At 44.0% G+C, this 16,625-nt stretch carries 17 protein-coding genes; 2 read left to right on the top strand and 15 right to left on the bottom strand.

The genetic code is table 11. The features are described 5' to 3' along the window. Positions 1-53: 53 nt before the first annotated feature. Complete coding sequence (locus P2W71_RS13935; RefSeq protein ID WP_276371876.1) at positions 54-539, bottom strand: hypothetical protein; 486 nt, start codon at positions 537-539, stop codon at positions 54-56. A 317-nt stretch (positions 540-856) separates the two neighbouring features. Here P2W71_RS13935 and P2W71_RS13930 point away from each other — a divergent pair, with 317 nt between their 5' ends. Beyond that, the gene (locus P2W71_RS13930; RefSeq protein ID WP_276371875.1) at positions 857-2,626 is read left to right on the top strand and encodes an SMP-30/gluconolactonase/LRE family protein; all 1,770 of its coding nucleotides are present in this window, start codon (positions 857-859) and stop codon (positions 2,624-2,626) included. A gap of 183 nt (positions 2,627-2,809) precedes the next feature. Here P2W71_RS13930 and P2W71_RS13925 read toward each other — a convergent pair whose 3' ends face one another. The 14 genes from P2W71_RS13925 to P2W71_RS13860 all read right to left on the bottom strand — a co-directional run bounded on the left by P2W71_RS13925 (position 2,810) and on the right by P2W71_RS13860 (position 15,546). After that, a complete protein-coding gene (locus P2W71_RS13925; protein WP_276371874.1) occupies positions 2,810-3,331 on the bottom strand; it encodes a VOC family protein in 522 nt (173 codons plus the stop codon). A 229-nt stretch (positions 3,332-3,560) separates the two neighbouring features. Then, entirely contained in the window at positions 3,561-3,992 is a 432-nt protein-coding gene (locus P2W71_RS13920) for a putative quinol monooxygenase (protein WP_276371873.1), read from the bottom strand. A 29-nt stretch (positions 3,993-4,021) separates the two neighbouring features. Further along, complete coding sequence (locus tag P2W71_RS13915) at positions 4,022-6,280, bottom strand: molybdopterin cofactor-binding domain-containing protein (RefSeq protein WP_276371872.1); 2,259 nt, start codon at positions 6,278-6,280, stop codon at positions 4,022-4,024. 16 nt (positions 6,281-6,296) lie between these two features. Next, positions 6,297-6,752, bottom strand: coding sequence for a (2Fe-2S)-binding protein (locus tag P2W71_RS13910; RefSeq protein WP_276371871.1), 456 nt, complete (start codon positions 6,750-6,752; stop codon positions 6,297-6,299). Positions 6,753-6,810: 58 nt separating this feature from the next. Further along, complete coding sequence (locus P2W71_RS13905; protein WP_276371870.1) at positions 6,811-7,710, bottom strand: helix-turn-helix domain-containing protein; 900 nt, start codon at positions 7,708-7,710, stop codon at positions 6,811-6,813. 144 nt (positions 7,711-7,854) lie between these two features. Beyond that, complete coding sequence (locus tag P2W71_RS13900; RefSeq protein WP_276371869.1) at positions 7,855-9,471, bottom strand: carboxylesterase family protein; 1,617 nt, start codon at positions 9,469-9,471, stop codon at positions 7,855-7,857. Positions 9,472-9,503: 32 nt separating this feature from the next. Then, entirely contained in the window at positions 9,504-10,235 is a 732-nt protein-coding gene (locus tag P2W71_RS13895) for a carboxymuconolactone decarboxylase family protein (protein ID WP_276371868.1), read from the bottom strand. A 7-nt stretch (positions 10,236-10,242) separates the two neighbouring features. Then, complete coding sequence (locus tag P2W71_RS13890; protein ID WP_276371867.1) at positions 10,243-10,869, bottom strand: flavodoxin; 627 nt, start codon at positions 10,867-10,869, stop codon at positions 10,243-10,245. Positions 10,870-10,890: 21 nt separating this feature from the next. Beyond that, a complete protein-coding gene (locus tag P2W71_RS13885) occupies positions 10,891-11,346 on the bottom strand; it encodes a nuclear transport factor 2 family protein (protein ID WP_276371866.1) in 456 nt (151 codons plus the stop codon). Positions 11,347-11,370: 24 nt separating this feature from the next. Beyond that, positions 11,371-11,838: a nuclear transport factor 2 family protein gene (locus tag P2W71_RS13880; protein WP_276371865.1), complete on the bottom strand. Its 468-nt coding sequence runs from the start codon at positions 11,836-11,838 to the stop codon at positions 11,371-11,373. Between the two features lie 23 nt (positions 11,839-11,861). Further along, entirely contained in the window at positions 11,862-12,932 is a 1,071-nt protein-coding gene (locus P2W71_RS13875; protein WP_276371864.1) for an alpha/beta fold hydrolase, read from the bottom strand. A gap of 52 nt (positions 12,933-12,984) precedes the next feature. Then, a complete protein-coding gene (locus P2W71_RS13870; protein ID WP_276371863.1) occupies positions 12,985-13,452 on the bottom strand; it encodes a cupin domain-containing protein in 468 nt (155 codons plus the stop codon). 29 nt (positions 13,453-13,481) lie between these two features. Then, positions 13,482-14,534 carry an alpha/beta hydrolase gene (locus P2W71_RS13865; protein WP_276371862.1) on the bottom strand — a complete coding sequence of 351 codons (1,053 nt, stop codon included), beginning with the start codon at positions 14,532-14,534 and terminating at the stop codon, positions 13,482-13,484. A gap of 28 nt (positions 14,535-14,562) precedes the next feature. Next, on the bottom strand, positions 14,563-15,546 hold the full coding sequence (locus P2W71_RS13860) for an aldo/keto reductase (protein ID WP_276371861.1): 984 nt from the start codon (positions 15,544-15,546) through the stop codon (positions 14,563-14,565). 169 nt (positions 15,547-15,715) lie between these two features. Here P2W71_RS13860 and P2W71_RS13855 point away from each other — a divergent pair, with 169 nt between their 5' ends. Further along, the gene (locus P2W71_RS13855; RefSeq protein WP_276371860.1) at positions 15,716-16,612 is read left to right on the top strand and encodes a response regulator transcription factor; all 897 of its coding nucleotides are present in this window, start codon (positions 15,716-15,718) and stop codon (positions 16,610-16,612) included. Positions 16,613-16,625: the final 13 nt, after the last annotated feature.

Raw genomic sequence — 16,625 nt, 5'->3', positions numbered from 1 at the left:
CGTCTGCACCATCGGTCCGCGCAACGGCCCGGATATCTTATCTTAAAAAAAGCTTATGCTTTAAGATTCGATTGGAAGGAATGGAAGTTGGATACGAATGTTTTCCAGGAATGATGGAGAACAAATAGAGGAACTCGTTCATCGTTTGCACTGGACAGTGTTTGTTGACTTAGTTCACGTTTTGTGGCGGCAGTATCAATTAACCGTTTGAGCGACTCCCGAAAAAAACCTTTATCCTGTTCGTCGTCAAGATTATCGACAGTCTCGCCCTCTTTGTCAGTGCTATTTGGTTCCCATGGAACTGGAGCGGATTCGAACGGGAAATGTGGAGGTTGTGTGGAGCTAAGAAAATGATCAGGCTGAGAAAAATGAAGCAGGTTTTCGAAAACGTTATTCTCAATGCTGTGATGCTTGCCTGCAGGGGACGACTGTCCAAAAACTAATATAAACCCAAAAAAGAGAACAATGAGTGCACCGAAGCCACGTTTTAACCTAAATTGTGGCCTGTCATTGGGTGTCCGTTTTCTACCTGTCTGCATTTGGCGCTACAAAAATACGCACAATATTCAGACATAAAAAATACGATGAATGAATAAGAAAGGGTTGGAGGGGCTTGGGCGACTGATTGACAAAAGAGAAAGCCGAACCGCTAACAAAATCTTTGCCGGAGCTGCAGACATTGGGCCCGAAGCTGGGACAACCTTAAAAAAAAGCAAAATAAACCGCATTCTGATGCCTTCGCGTTTGCATTGCGCGAATTTGCGACGAATGCCGTCCATCAGTTCCATCGGTATAAACAGTTTTCCTTTCATAACCTTCACGCGCATAAATCGAAAAACGTAAGTAGTTTAACAGAATGAAAACCTCGCTGATTCTTCTACTCATCTTATTTGCCGGCCGTACAATGGCTCAATCTAACACTGAATCTTATCCGGTCGATCCCGACTCGGAAGTGCAAGAGGGGGTTCCGAAAGGCGAGATTCTGAAATTCACCTTTACAAACTCAAAGATATTTCCGGGCACGTCGCGCGAGATTAGTGTATATGTACCTGCACAATATAAGGCCGACAAGCCAGCATGTGTTTATGTCAATCAGGACGGCATTCAGTGGAAGGCTCCCACCGTTTTTGATAACCTGATTGCTAAGAACAAAATGCCCGTGACAATCGGTGTGTTTATTACACCGGGAAAAGTACTTGCGCAAAGTCCTGAGGCGGGTGATCGATTTAACAGAAGTTTTGAATATGACGGACTCGGCGGGAACTACGCGCGGTTTCTTCTCGATGAGGTCTTTCCTTTTGTAGAGAGCCAGAAGGCCACCGATGGGAGAATGTTACGGCTTTCGAAGAGCGGCAACGATAGAGCTATTGGGGGGTCCAGCAGTGGTGCTGTCTGTGCATTTACTGCCGCATGGGAATATCCGAATGAATTCTCCCGAGTTTTCAGCGCCATCGGAACGTATGTGGGTCTTCGCGGTGCCGACCGATACGATATCCTCGTAAGAAAACAAGAACCAAAACCCATCCGCATCTTTCTCCAGGATGGGTCCGGAGATCTCAATATCTACGCTGGTGACTGGTGGAAAGCAAATGAATCGATGGAACGTGCGTTGACGTTCGCGGGTTACGATGTCAACCACGTATGGGGTAGTGGTGGACATAATGGTCAGCACGGTACCGCTGTTTTTCCAGAGGCAATGCGTTGGCTGTGGAGAGATTATCCGGCTCCAATAAAAGCAGGTAAAACTAAAAATCAGTATTTGACAGATATCCTTCTTGATGACAAAGGCTGGGAACTGGTTGGCGAGAATTACGGATTTACAGAGGGCATCGCCGTCAATGCAAAAGGTGAAGTCTTCTTTCAGGATATCCCGAATTCGAAAACATACAAGGTTACACCCGACGGAAAAGCAGAACTGTATATTGACGATTCAAAAAAGGCAAGCGGTACAACTTTCGCTACTTCGGGAGAGATGCTGATGATCACGGGTGGCTGGTCGGAACCGCCCACGAAGCAACTGCATCGTTATACGAAGCCCATGAAGTACGAGGTTGTCGCTGACGAAATGCCTGGCAATGATGTGACCATTGCTTTCAATGGAAATATCTATGTGACCTCGCCGGATGGGAGAGAGCGTCCCAGTAAGTTGTATCTGATCCGGCCCGATGGCACCAAGCACATCGTTGATGAAGGATTGAAGTTCGCGAATGGTGTTTGCCTGTCACCCGACCAGACCCAGCTTTATGTCACTGAGTCGGCAACGCATTGGGTATGGGCCTACCAGATCCAGCCGGACGGAATGTTATCGCATAAACAACGATATGGCTGGCTGCACGTACGAGATGTGGATGAGAACGCGTGGAGTGACGGCATCAAGTGTGATCGCGACGGCAGGATCTATGTCACGAGCCTTTCCGGACTTCAGGTCGTGGATCCGCTGGGTCGGGTTGAAGCGATCATATCTGTGCCGAAAACAAAAGGACAGGTGTCAAACCTTGTTTTTGGCGGACCGGAATTTAATATGCTGTATATCACCTGCCACGATAAAGTGTACAGGCGTCAAGTAAATGTCAAAGGTGCGAACAACTTTGAGAAGCCGATAAAATTGCCAAATCCTAGATTGTGAGGAATTTGTTGGTGATTACGATATTAGCAAATACAGGACACCTCGCTGAGTGATTTAGCATTCCTTTTGAATTAACAAATTTTTGAGATTCCGTTCCTCCCGGTAGGAAGGAATAGGCGGGCAGATTGGCAAGATCTGTTAAATGACTCCGTTGAATTCTTCCTCATTCCATTGGTGATGTTCTCACTGTCCGGTTTTCATTTTTTCGATGGCTATTATTCCTTCCGGTGTAATGCCCATGATCTCCATTGCAACACCCATTGTTTTGTATGTGTCGAAAAATTTCATTCTCGCGATTGGATGGTCGACTTCACCTATTAGCGAATAGCCTCGATCAATCATATCGTTAATAACTTGTTCAAATCCACTTACAGGTAATTTAAAGGCAAGATGCTGTACGCCGCCAGCTGGATTTTTAGCGAGGTAGTCATGGAAAATACTTTGACCGGAAAGCGGCTGAATGAGTTCGATGAAAGAACCGCCGTTGTAGGTTTGAGTCGTTAAGCCGTCACTGGGCACAACCTTTCCATAATATTTTATGTTTAAATCTTCCGCATTATAACGGTAGGGCTCGGGGAAACTCACACCTAAAGATTTCTCCATGAATTTTACAGTGGCGCGAATATCCGGCACCACCCATCCAATCTGCGCGAATTCAAGTCGGAAGTTTTCAGGTTTAGCAAGCGTGTCGTTGGTTGTGCTCATGTTGTACTTTTGTTGAGTGGATCAAAATTAAATTTTTAAGCCTTGAGCCGCCAGGGTTATTTGCGACCATAAGCAGGTCGTTTGCGGATATTTTGTAAAAGAATAAGGCTGGCGCTGCGAAAGTCGCTAAACAACTTCAACCTCTAACGATCGTTAAAGACCTTCCTATCTCAAACGATATAGTTGAGGGAAAAAAGTAAAAAAGTTGAGTAGGGGCCAAGATCGCTACCTACTTTCTCTTTCGAGTTGTATTGCTTGATTTGATCAACATTTCTGGAATCAGCGGATCAGCCTCGACAAGCTCAAGCGATTTAACCATATCTTTAGTAGTTGTCTTGTATTTGATAAAATGTGGTGTCTGTAAATGTGCCAGGTATGCTGCTGAGTCTGCATATATCTCGAGAATAGTAAAATGTGTTGGATTTGCTTTTTCTGAAACTGCGTACAAAGTCAACACACCCGGCTCTATTTGCACTGATTTTTCAGCTTCTTCTTTTAATGCGACCTTATATTCCTCAAGCCTAGACGAGTCTACAATAATTTTTGCAAGGCGAACCATTGGCGTTGTTTGTTGCCCACGAGCATCCCTATACGCAATAGTCAGAAAAGAAAATACCAAAAGAATTAATAGCCTATTGGAATGTTCGATGAGTTCTATCATTCAGGTCGTTTGAAGTAAAGTTTCATCGACTACATTCTTGACGGACTCATCTCAACATGTTTTGCAAAAGGCTGATCATAGTAACGTTTGCCAGTTGCTTGATACAATGCATTTGCAACAGCCGCAAAGACAGGAGGGAAGAGGGGTTCGCCTAGTCCTGTTGGATCTTCTTCATTTTTTACAAAATGAACTTCAATTTTCTTTGGTGATTCCTTTTGGCGAATCATTTTATATTGATGAAAATTGTTTTTGTCAGGTACGCCATCTTTGAATGTGAGCTCGCCGAACAATGCATTCCCAATACCATCAATGATTCCACCTTCTCCCATATTTTTTGCTGCATCCGGATTCACCACAATACCACAATCAACTGCAGCGATGACATTTTCAATGACCGGGTTGTTGCCTGCGAGTTTAAGGTCAACAACTTCTGCAACGTAAGTGTTGTGGCAAAAATATGCAGCTACTCCACGACTTACATTCGCGGGCGTTTGAGACCAGTTTGATTTTTCTTTGACGAGTTTTAATACACCTGCATATCGATCGGGATCATAATCGTTGTCTTTACCTACGGGATTGTTTTTCGCACGTTCTAATAACTCGAGTCTGAAATCTATCGGATCTTTTCCAACAAGTTCTGCAAGTTCATCCAGGAAAGATTGTTCTGCAGCTGCGTTAAAGTTTGAGCGGGGTGCGCGGAAAGCTCCGATCGTTATATTCGATGGGATCGCCCAGCCTTCTGCAAGATAGTTGTCAACTGCTCCGGCGGGAAAGCGATTCGCGTGAATAGGATGCTCGGGTATACCACCACCTTTTACATGAAAGGCGATCAGGTTATTGTCTTTATCCAGCGCAGCTCTATACGTTGCTGTATAAGCAGGACGATAGATACCGTATGTCATGTCATCTTCCCTGGTGTAAATCAGTTTTACGGGTGCTTTCACTTGTTGGGAAATGACCGCCGCTTCAACAAGGTGATGCCCATAAGCTCTTACACCGAAACCACCTCCCATTCGCGCCAGCCTGATGTGTATTTTTTCCTTTGGCAATCCCAGACGCGCCGCTAGCGTGTCCGTGATAAATCCTGGTGCCTGAATGGGTCCGTAAATTTCAGCCTTATCTGCAGTAACATTTGCAAAACAATTCGCAGGCTCCATGGTGTTGTGAGCGAGATGAGGAGCCGAATATGTACGCTCCAATACCTTTGCCGCATTTTTGAATGCGGCCTCTGGATTTCCGTCTTTTCGGAGAATATCGCCTTTGCGTTTTGATGCTTTTGCCATTTCTGTCCTATGGCCTTCCGTACTCTCCAATCCTTTGGGCATGATGGCCGTAACTTTTCCCCGTCCGAACTGCTGCATGGTCATTGAATACTCCGGCATCAATTCAAATTTAACCTTCAACGCTTTCTTCGCATTCATCACTTCCCACGTTGTATTCCCTACAATCACACCCAACTCCAGGAAACTTGTGGTGTCGAAACCATTTCGTTCGTAATCCTCTGTAAGGGTCTTGATGGTGAATGCATCTTTGATTCCCGGCATTGATTTTACTGATGAAGCATCAAGCGATTTTATCATCATACCGAAAGGTGGATGAACGATCATGGCGATTAACATCCCTTCAACTTTGTGGTCGATTCCAAAGAGTGGTTTTCCCGTCACGATGTTTTTGCCTTCCACGTTCTTTCGGGAAGTACCGATGATCTTAAAATCCCCAACGTCTTTAACAGCAACTTCCGCAGGTATAGGTAAGGTTGCAGCGAGGGATGCCATCTCACCATAACCCGCTTTCTTGCCAGAACTTTTATGATGAAGCATCCCTGCTTCAGTTGTAATTTCTTTCGCCGGCACATTCCACTGTTTTGCAGATGCATCGATGAGCATCTGGCGTGCAGTAGCGCCCGCAGTGCGCAACGGCTTCCATCCTTGTCTGATACCCTGACTGCCACCTGTAAATTGTCTGTCGTACCGCTCGGGGTAAAAATCGGCTTGCTGAACAATTACATTCTTCCAGTCAACATCAAGTTCATCGGCAAGAATCATCGGCATAGATGTCTTCACGTTTGATCCAAATTCCGGATTCGGCGACATGAGCGTAACCACACCGTTATTTCCGATCTTGATATAGCTGTTGAATTCAAACCATTCTTCCGGCACGGTGAGCAACGCTTCATCTTTTGGTTTGCACCCTGCAAGCCAGCTGAAGCTTAACATCAGCCCGCCTCCTGCCAGTGCAGATGCTTTTATGAAAGATCTCCTATTTATTGTCGTCTTAACTTGTGTCATGGTTGATGTTTTTTGATTAAGAGTTTGCAGCTGTCTTGATTGCAGCTTTAATGCGGAGGTAGGTAGCGCAACGGCAAATGTTTCCGTTCATTGTATTCTCAATATCTTCATCACTGGGAGAAGGATTACTTTTCAACAGTGCAGCTGCAGTCATGATCTGCCCGGTCTGGCAGTAACCACATTGTGCAACGTCGTGTTCGAGCCATGCTTTCTGTACCGGATGATCACCGTCTTCGGAAAGTCCTTCTATTGTGATCACTTCCTTGTTTTCAATTTGTGATACCGGTAAAATGCATGATCGAACCGCATTGCCGTTAACATGAATTGTGCATGCACCGCATTGCGCGACACCACATCCGAACTTCGTTCCCACAAGATTTAGATGATCGCGTAACACCCATAGCACTGGTGTTTTCGGATCAATATCAAGCACTTGCTTTTTCCCGTTTATATTTAGATTTATTGCCGCCATATGTTCTGGTTTGTCACCATAATTTAATAAAAAAAAAAGTCACCAATGCTTACGAAAATCAAACATTCCGAAACTTAGTAGGACTGGTGGTGGTATGCTTCTTGAAAAAGTTGTTGAAATGTGTTGGTTCAGTAAACCCTAGGGCATAACCGATTTCAGCAACGCCCCATTTGCTATGACGCAATAATATTTTTGCTTCCTGAACCACTCGCTCTGCAATGACCTGCGTTGTTGTTTTTTGAAGCGTTTCTTTTATTGCCCGGTTCAGATGGTTGACGTGGATGTTCAATTGATCAGCGAACTCTGAGGCCGATTTAATTTGAATAGCGGGATGCTGATCGTCTACCGGGAACTGACGCTCCAATAATTCAAGGAACAGCGCGGAAATTCTTTGTGATGCGTTTGCAGCTTCCTTTTCCTGAACGACCGGTGGTTGAAGCCTCAAACCAAAATGGATCAGCTCTGAGATAAGGTTGCGGATAACATCATACTTGTATTTGTATTCAGAGTTGAACTCTTTTTCAATTCGGCGAAAAATATTATTGACATTACTAACCTGTTCATCAGTTAACTCGAAAATGTGTTTACCATTCGGTTGGAATACTTCATACTGCGTTAGTTGACCGAACTGATGAAATAGTTGCTGATCGAAAATGCAATAGACACCTTCGCGGATTTTATCAAGATGTTCCCACTTATAAGGGATCTGAGGACTCGAGAATGAAAGCCCTTGCGTCTTTATCGCAATTGTCTTGTCAGTGAAATGGACGTCACTTTGTCCCTTCACCAGCATTATCTTAAAGAAATCCCTTCGGCGATAGGGTATATTGGTAGGCTTTCCCTCAACGAACGGCTCAAGCCTAAAGATATTGAAATGGCCGATCTCGCTTGTAAAAGTGCCGGGTACTTCTGCAAATTTTCTTTTGTAAAACTCCTGTAGTGTTTCGGCTTTTTCCATCGATCGACAAAATTATAAAATGCAATTGGGCTCACATACGAAGATCAAACTGAGCCTTACGAAAATCAAATGGTATAAGCTTCAACGCGTTTGGCTCATGTGTTTTGAAAGTAATCATATCTTAAAATCATTGAGAATGAGTAACTATATACCGCGCGATTGTATTGTCTCCCGCTTATTCTTGAACGCTTTCTCAATTACATTCAGTCTCTCTTTACGAGGATCAGGTTTGCTTTGTACTTTGCCGTCTAAATCAACATCAAGGATCTCTTCCGTTTTGATATCGTATAATGGCCAGTTCGGTACGTCTTTACCATTAGGATTTCCTGTCTTTGCAAAGTTTGTCCAATATGTGTTCATGATCCTTGCCAACTCTTTTTCTTCAGCAGTTGATTCTTGAGGTGCTCCCCATCTTGCATGGAGTGTGTTGAAGACAAATGCGATATCTGATCCGTGGCCTGCACCGTAACGTGATCTTTCTCTTGCTGCGGCAGGTACATACCCGAATTGAAAGATGTAAGCTGGAGCGCGTTTCTTTGTAAATGCTCTAGCAGTCATGCGTGCAGGCTCGGCCCACACCCAATCTGTGTTGAACATTGTCTGGACTTCTGCGAACTCATTCTTGCCATTCGGATCGAATGCGGCTGTTGCTTGGTCCTCATTTTCGCCAAAGAGAGCAAACAACATTTCCTTTGATGTTGCAGTACTAACAAATGGTCCACCTATTTCGGCGCTACAATTACCAATCATGAGCGGTATACTCGGAAATCTTCCTGCGTTGTATGCAGTCTCCGCAGTTTCCACGACGAGTTTTCCATCGAGAATTGGACCCGAATATGTTCTGATACCCGAGCTATCGTTTTCCTGTCCGCCATCAATAATTTGTTCTACAGTCAATGCACGAAGTCTCGCTAATGCGTCTGCATCTATATTTTGAATCTTGTGTCGGCGAGCAAAGTTCGTTCCGATGGTTTCTGCTGAAATTGAATATAGAGGATCTGCATTATCCTTGTTGATCGGACGGCCGGTTAGTACGCCATCACGACCTCCACTTGAATGGCCAATAGCTTTATGGAAAAGATTTTTTGCTGCCGGTATTGTTAGAAGTGAATGAACCGCTACACCTCCAGCTGAAAAACCAAAAATGGTTACATTGTTAGGATCACCTCCAAAGGCTGTAATGTTCTCCTTAACCCACTTAAGCGCGGCAATTTGATCCATAAACGCGTAGCTCCCCTTGTATTCTTCTGGATTTTCCTGGCTCAAAGCGGGAAAAGCGAAATGTCCAAGACGTCCAAGTCTGTAGTTAATTGTTACAAGGATAACGCCCTGTTTTGCAAAGGCTTTTCCAGAAGCTCCAGGACCAGAGCCACTACCACCGGTGAATCCACCTCCATGTATCCAAAACATCACTGGTAGTTTTGTTTTTTTATCAATGGAAGAGGGTGCCCATACGTTGAGAAAAAGACAATCCTCAGACTGGAATGATGTAGAACCCGGCCAGGCACGTTGTGGACAATCAGCGCAGTCTTTGGTTGCATCCCGAACGTCTTTCCATGGAGCAACCGGTTGGGGTGGTCGCCAACGATTTGCGCCAACCGGAGGTGCGGCGTAGGGAATTCCTTTAAAGTATGATATGTCTTCTTCAGTGCCCCCGCGTACAACTCCTGATTTTGTGCGTACCTCAGGCCCTGTACTTTGCTGAGCATGCGATGTCGCAATGAAGAGCAACGAGAAAATACTAATAAATAAAATTTTCATATCGTTTAGTTATGGGTGTCGCTTGATTTTGTTTAGTTGCCAGTTATAATTCCAGCGAAGACTTTTCTGGCAGCTTCCGCATCTGCCTTGCTTACTGCTTTCTCAATCAACGCGAAGATTTCTTCAATTTGATTTTTAGTCAGCCCTTGCTTCATCGTCAAACTTAAATGCGACCCGAGCATAGGCTCGACGCCTTTGCCAAGAGCAATCAGAACGGATACGGTTGTAAGTTCTCGCTCAGCAAAAGTCAACACGTCCCTTGAAAAAAGATCTGCAAACAGATGCTCTTTAAGAAATCTGTCAATCTCAGGACTAAAGGCACCATAACCTGATGTTGGTTTTTCGATTGGCCCCTCCGTTGAACGTCCTCCGAGTTTTGCCAGGTTTTTCCACCCCGTCTCATATTTATTGGTATCACTGACAGGAGTGGCTTCTCTTCCGATATTGTCTTTGATTCCCTTGGCTTTCCGTTCATCAAGGGTCGCTATTAAGGTGTTAAGACTCTGGATGCTTCTTGGAAATCCACAGTATGCATATGAATGCAGGAAAACTTCTTTGCACTCATTGATTGTAAGTCCTGCGTCGAGCGCAGTATTGATCGCAGGCTTAAGTTTTTCCAAATCGCCTTTAGCAGTGAACACTGCCATCAGCACAATACCTTTCTGTTTATCTGAAAGTGTTTTTGTTCCAGGCGTATGCTGCGCTTGTGCCGCGCTATACAGCAATATAAGAATGGTTAACAGATATGTTTTTATTTGAAGCATTGGTAATCTATTTAGTGTCTTGTCTCAGCATGTTGATTTTTCGTAACCATTCCTTTATGTCGAGTCGCGCTTCCTTCTTTTTGTCGCCCTCTATTACCAGAAGAATTCCATCTCTTTCCACTCCACCCTTAATAGAGAACCCTTCTACTACCTTGCTATTCGGACATAGTTCTTTTACAGTGCTGAAAGAGCTTCCAATCCCATAACCTCCGTTGGTATTAAAAGGAACAATTGTTTTTCCACTCAGATCGTACTGTTTCAGAAAGCTTTTTATGGGAGGTGGCAATTGCATACCCCATGTTGGAAATCCGACAAAGACTACATCATAGTGTTCGATGTCGTTAATCTTAGTTTTTAACGGTGGGAGGAATTCTGTCTCATTTTCTTTTGCAACCTGCGCCACAGTCGTCTTGTAATCTTCGGGATATGGATTTACCAACACTAACGCCACTAAATCTCCTCCCACATTTTCGTGAATGATTTCAGCAACTGCTTTCGTGTTGTTGGTGCGTGATAGGTAGACAATCAGAACTTTCTCAGAACCACTGCCAACATCGCGATGTAGCTTTGTGTCGTTGTCCTGCGACGAACAACAGATTGAAATGAAACCAAATAATATCGTTAGTAGCTTCAAAATAAAGTTTGTTATATCTGATTATTTCTTGGGCTGCTCTGTTCCTGGTCCCATTGTTTTAGTAAACGATAATGATCCCATTTTCCACTTCCCATTTGCCTTTACATAAACTTCAGTAACGATAAATGGATTCGTAACTTCATTTCCGCCTACAACGGCAAGCAAGGTGATCCTGTTAAGAACAATCGCGGTGTTGCCAATGATCTGGACAGATGCTTCAAGAACGTCTGCCTTTTTATAGTGTATGCCACCACTTTCGATTACATTAAGTTCCTGCTCTTTTCCCCATGATCCGCCCATGTGCACAAAGACAGACTTGTCGTCGAAAAGATCTTTCAGTTTGTCTACATTCTTGTCGGCCATCCATTGCCATTTATCTTTCGATAGCTTTAGTACCTCCTGATCAGCGTTTGAATTTTGCGCGAGGGTCGATGCGCTGGCGAAGACTATCAGTATTGCGTGGAGTATCATCTTCATATTTGAGGTTCTTAAGTATCTATTTTAGTGTTTAATGACATGCGTGTCGCGAACGCTGCTGAAGGTCAACGCGAGTAACTTCCAATCTTTCTTTTCTTTTTGATATACTTCGGTTACTGTAAACTCGGTCACAACATCACTGCCACGAACAAACGCGGTTAAGGTGATCCGGTTCCAAACAATGGCTGTATCATCAATGAGTTCAATAGCTACGTCTTTGACGTCAGCTTTCTTATACCAAATGCTTCCCGATTTAATGATTTCAAGTTCCTCATCTTTCTTCCAGGTGCCGCTCATATGAACAAACTTTGATTTGTCGTGGAATAGAGGCGTGAGCTTGTCTATATTTTTGTCCGCCATCCACTGCCATTTGTCTTTTGAGAGATTGATAACTTCCTGCTCCTCTGTATTTAAGGTTGCAGTGTTCGGTGTTTGAGCGTTGACTGCCAACGTCAATACAAATAAGAAGAGCCCAAATATTGATTTTTTCATAGCGTGTATAAATTGTTTGGTTGTTACTTGTCTAATTTCTTTTCCTTTAACCACTTCGACATTAAATCAGCGACTTCAAGATTATTTAAATCGGAAAAAGGGAAATGTGTGTTACCTTTTAGACCGACTTCGGGCAAGTGAACAAGGGTTACATCACCACCATGACGATTGACTGTGTCACGCCAGAGTCTCGCCATTTCAAGTCGTGCGCGCCAGCCATCAGCGCCTGGATTCGGATCGGGCTTGGATGGAATATTGTCTCCATAATAGATGATGATCGGAATTTTCGTAAGCTTCAAAAAGTCCTCCATGGGTTTACCGACAGCGGCAACCGGACCGGAAGAACTTGCGATTGGTGGCGGAACCTTTCCTTCGGGAAAGATGAAACCGCTGCCGGGCTCGTAGGAGACAATTGCTTTTATTTTGTTATTCTTAATTGCAGAGAGCCATCCGAATCCACCAGCGTGGGAGTGACTGACAAGGATTCCTTCACCAATCTTGTCGAACAATTTTGAAGTTGCATCGGAGATTACGTCGGGATCAAATCCCCCTACGTTAGGCGCCATCTGTCTAAAATATTGATTGAGCGTTTCAGGATCCTTTGCGAATTGGACTCCCGGAAAGTAATCCGGCCAAATCCCAAGACGAAATGTTCCAAACCACATCTGCTCATCAGGTGTCGGAACAATTGTAACGGAGTCGGTACTGCGACTAGCACGGCCTCTTCTCGGCTGATCAATCAGGTAAACGCCAAAGCCTCGTCTTAAAAATATGTTCTGATAACCTTCACGGCCATCGGGTGTTGTCTCCCATGTTTTCGAAAATTGACCGATGCCGTGCCAGAACACAAGCGGAAGCTTCTTTGAATTAACAGGTATTTGATAGAACACATAAGCGTGATCGCCATGAAATGTCTGCCCTTCTGGAGTACGCTTAATCGGATCGAATGTCCCCGGGTTAGTTTTTACCGTACCACCAACTGCGAAGCTTCCTTGATCCTGAATGATAATTGGTTGTTTCGTTTGCCCGTAGCTAAAGCAAGTGCTCAATAATATTAATGCACTCACAAATACCTTATTTCTGTTATGCTTCATATTCATTTATAGTTTCATCCCGATAGCTGCCATTGCCGGAAAGCAGTCGGTATTACTTTATATATTCTTCCTCAGTTACTTCGTGTAGCCAGACGGTTTCACCAAGGTGACGATTTGTTATTGCGACCTGAACGAATGCTGTGTTAACGCTCGCACCATGCCAGTGAGGCACGTTTGAAGGGCACTTGATTACATCACCTTTTCGAAGTATTTTTTTAGCTTGCCCTTGCTCTTGATAATAACCCACTCCATCCGTTACCAATAGAATTTGTCCGCCTGGATGTTTGTGCCACTTGGTGCGGGCACCAGCTTCGAAAGTCACGTTGCCAACGGAAGTGGGGTTGAGACTGTCTGCTTCCATCAGCGTCTTGAGATATGCGGTGCCCTTAAAATTGTCGTTATTGATTTTATTACCTTTGGGAAAAATGGTGTTCGCGTCAGACCGTTTATTGCCGCGTTGTTGTGCGCACGAGGAGAAAATCACTGTGCAAAAGAAAACCAGTGTCAGAATATTTTTCATGGCTTGTTATCTAATGTTTAGTTTTCTTATCAAAGATTTTTATTAAAGAAATCTGTCAGTTTTCTAACTGCTTTATTCACATACTCCGGCTTCCAGTAACTTTGGATATGCGTCGCGCCGTCAAGAACAAACAGCTCCTTACTCGTCGCACTGGTAGCTTTGCTGAACGCATCATCAGTCATATACTTGGTGTCGGCTTTGCTTCCGGCAATCATCAACAGTGGTTGAGTCAATAGGTCCATATTGGTAGTAGCGTCCCAAGTCATTAAATCCAGTAGACTGCTCATCGTATATAGAAAAGTAGAATTCGGATGTGCATGAGTTCTGTAGTAATACACATACCCCTCCCGATATAAATCTGTTGGCGTTTTTGCAATATCTTCGTCGGTAACACTTGCAACCCCCGCATAGATGATCTCACCACCTGCAGCTTCTTGTGCACGTGCATCCGATGCTTTCTTCAAACGCTCCTGGATGGTAGCCAACTGCGAGTTCTGAAATCCATTGCGTCTTACTTCACCTGTATTGAACATACTCAGCGTCGAGACGGCCTTGAATCGTTTATCCGATTGGGCTGCTTTTATTGTATAACCGCCACCACCACAAATGCCGAGCACACCAAGGCGGTTTGGGTCAACTCCAGTGTAACGCGTGATAAAGTCAGCCATACCACGGATGTCGTCAACCCGGTAAGCAGGTTTATCAGTGTGTCGCGGCGCTCCACCACTTGCTCCCTGATAGGCAGCATCCGCAGCGATTGTAATAAAACCAGTTTCGGCCAAACGTTGCGCATATAATCCAGATGCTTGCTCTTTCACGCCGCCATTAGGATGAGCGACTACTACCGCCGGATATTTTTTTGATGCATCGTAATTTGGAGGAGTATAAACATTTGCAGCGATATTAATTCCATTCAACGTGTAAGTCACTGGATGCATGTTCACTTTACCTTCGACATTGCCAGTAATGGCGCCCTCATACACTAATGTGTAGGGGTTTTGTTTAGTGTCTTTTCGATTCTCTTGAGCAGTGATATTGTTGATATTTGATAAGAGTGATAATGTCATTATTAAATACTTCATGATTGTTCTTTACTCGTAAATAAAAAGTCTACCGACCAACTCTTGCCTGGAGGTGTTGAGGATATCGCGCTCCCTGAATTTGAATTTGCGAGAAAGCGCTTTCGATCTCCTCTAAATCTTCATTTGTCAAGGTGATTTGTTCAGCTTTCAAGTTCTCTTCTAAACGATGAATTTTTGTAGTCCCAGGAATTGGAACGATCCACGGTTTTTGTGCGAGTACCCATGCAAGTGCAATTTGTGCAGGCAACGCGTTCTTCTTTTTTGCAAACTCAGTAATTTTGTCAACGACAGTTTGATTTGCTTTACGATTTTCCCCATTGAAGCGAGGAACCACATTTCGAAAATCAGATTTATCAAATTGTGTGTTGGCATTGATTGCCCCTGTAAGAAATCCTTTACCAAGGGGACTGAACGGCACGAAGCCGATCCCTAATTCTTCGAGCGTTGGAAATATCTCTGGCTCAGGCTCCCTCCACCATAAAGAGTATTCACTTTGAAGAGCGGTTATTGGAAGAACTGCGTGCGCTTTTCGAATGGTTTGAATTCCGGCTTCCGACAAGCCGAAATGTTTTACCTTGCCTTCCTTCATCAAATCAGCCACTGTCCCTGCAACATCTTCTATTGGTACGTTGGGGTCAACACGGTGTTGATAGAACAAGTCAATCCTGTCGGTTTTTAAACGCTTCAAAGAAGCTTCGGCGACCGCGCGTATATTTTCAGGTGTGCTATCCAGGCCTGCCGTTGAATTACCACCTTTAAATCCGAATTTTGTTGCCAGCACAACGTTATCGCGAAATGATTGAACAGCTTCACCCAACAATTCCTCATTGGTAAATGGACCATAGGCTTCAGCAGAATCAAAGAAATTCACTCCAAGCTCGTAGGCTCTCCTGATCAACTTTATTCCTTCCTGTTTTTCAGTTGCCGGTCCGTATCCAAAACTCAATCCCATACAGCCAAGACCAATCGCTGATACTTCCAGGCCGCTTTTCCCCAATTTTCTATATTTCATGCTCATCATTCTCGTGCTTGCGATTTTTTTATGTACAAAGATGTTACAAACCCTAGCCCGTAGCCTTATACAGATTACTGGTTTACCTACCAATTTCACTGATTAGCGCTTGTTGCTGTAGAAAATGGCCGGGGAACGTGTAATTTTGAGCAAGAAATGAAAGCCAGCTATGGAAGAGATATTGAAATTTGATACGGTCAGTCAGTACAATGCCTTCAACAAAAATGAGACGCTTCACCCACTTGTTAGCGTTGTTGATCTTTCAAAAGCAGCACCCCGGCAGCTAAGAAAGATGAGCTATGGATTTTATGTAGTATTCTTAAAAGAGATTAAGTGTGGTGATCTTAAGTACGGTATCAGCAACTATGATTATGAAGAGGGGACACTCGTCTTTTTAGCACCTGGTCAAGTCATTGGGTCGCAAGGTGAAGAGTGGTATCAACCAAAGGGTCTGGCATTGGTATTTCATGCTGATCTTATTCACGGCACTTCATTGGGTCGCCATATCAACGATTACACTTTTTTCTCTTACACCACGAATGAAGCACTGCACCTGTCGGAACGTGAAAGACAAATCATTCTGGATTGCTTTTCCAAAATCAAATTCGAGCTGGAGCATGCTGTCGATAAGCACAGCAAGACGTTGATCGTGTCCAATATCGAATTGTTCTTAAATTATTGTGTTCGATTCTACGATCGCCAGTTCATCACGCGCGACAACACTAACAAAGGAATTCTCGAACGCTTCGAAACATTGCTAAAAAATTTCTTCGCATCAGAAAAACCACAAGAAGTTGGTTTGCCGTCTGTCGCATACTGCGCAAGTGAATTGAATCTTTCTGCTAATTATTTCGGAGACCTGATAAAAAAAGAAACCGGGAAGTCAGCCAACGAGTACATACACCTCAAACTCATTGATGTAGCAAAGGAGAAAATCTTCGATTCGACAAAATCTGTGAGCGAGATTGCTTATGAGTTAGGATTTAAATATCCGCAGCACTTCACGCGGGTGTTTAAGCAGCATGTAGGGGTAACGCCTTTAGAATATCGGAGTTCGATGAATTAAACTTGTATCAATG

It is taken from the genome of Chryseolinea sp. H1M3-3, from assembly GCF_029360725.1.
Taxonomy (GTDB): domain Bacteria; phylum Bacteroidota; class Bacteroidia; order Cytophagales; family Cyclobacteriaceae; genus Chryseolinea.
The sequence above is the reverse complement of the archived record's forward strand: the minus strand, read 5'-3'. Positions and strand labels throughout refer to the sequence as shown.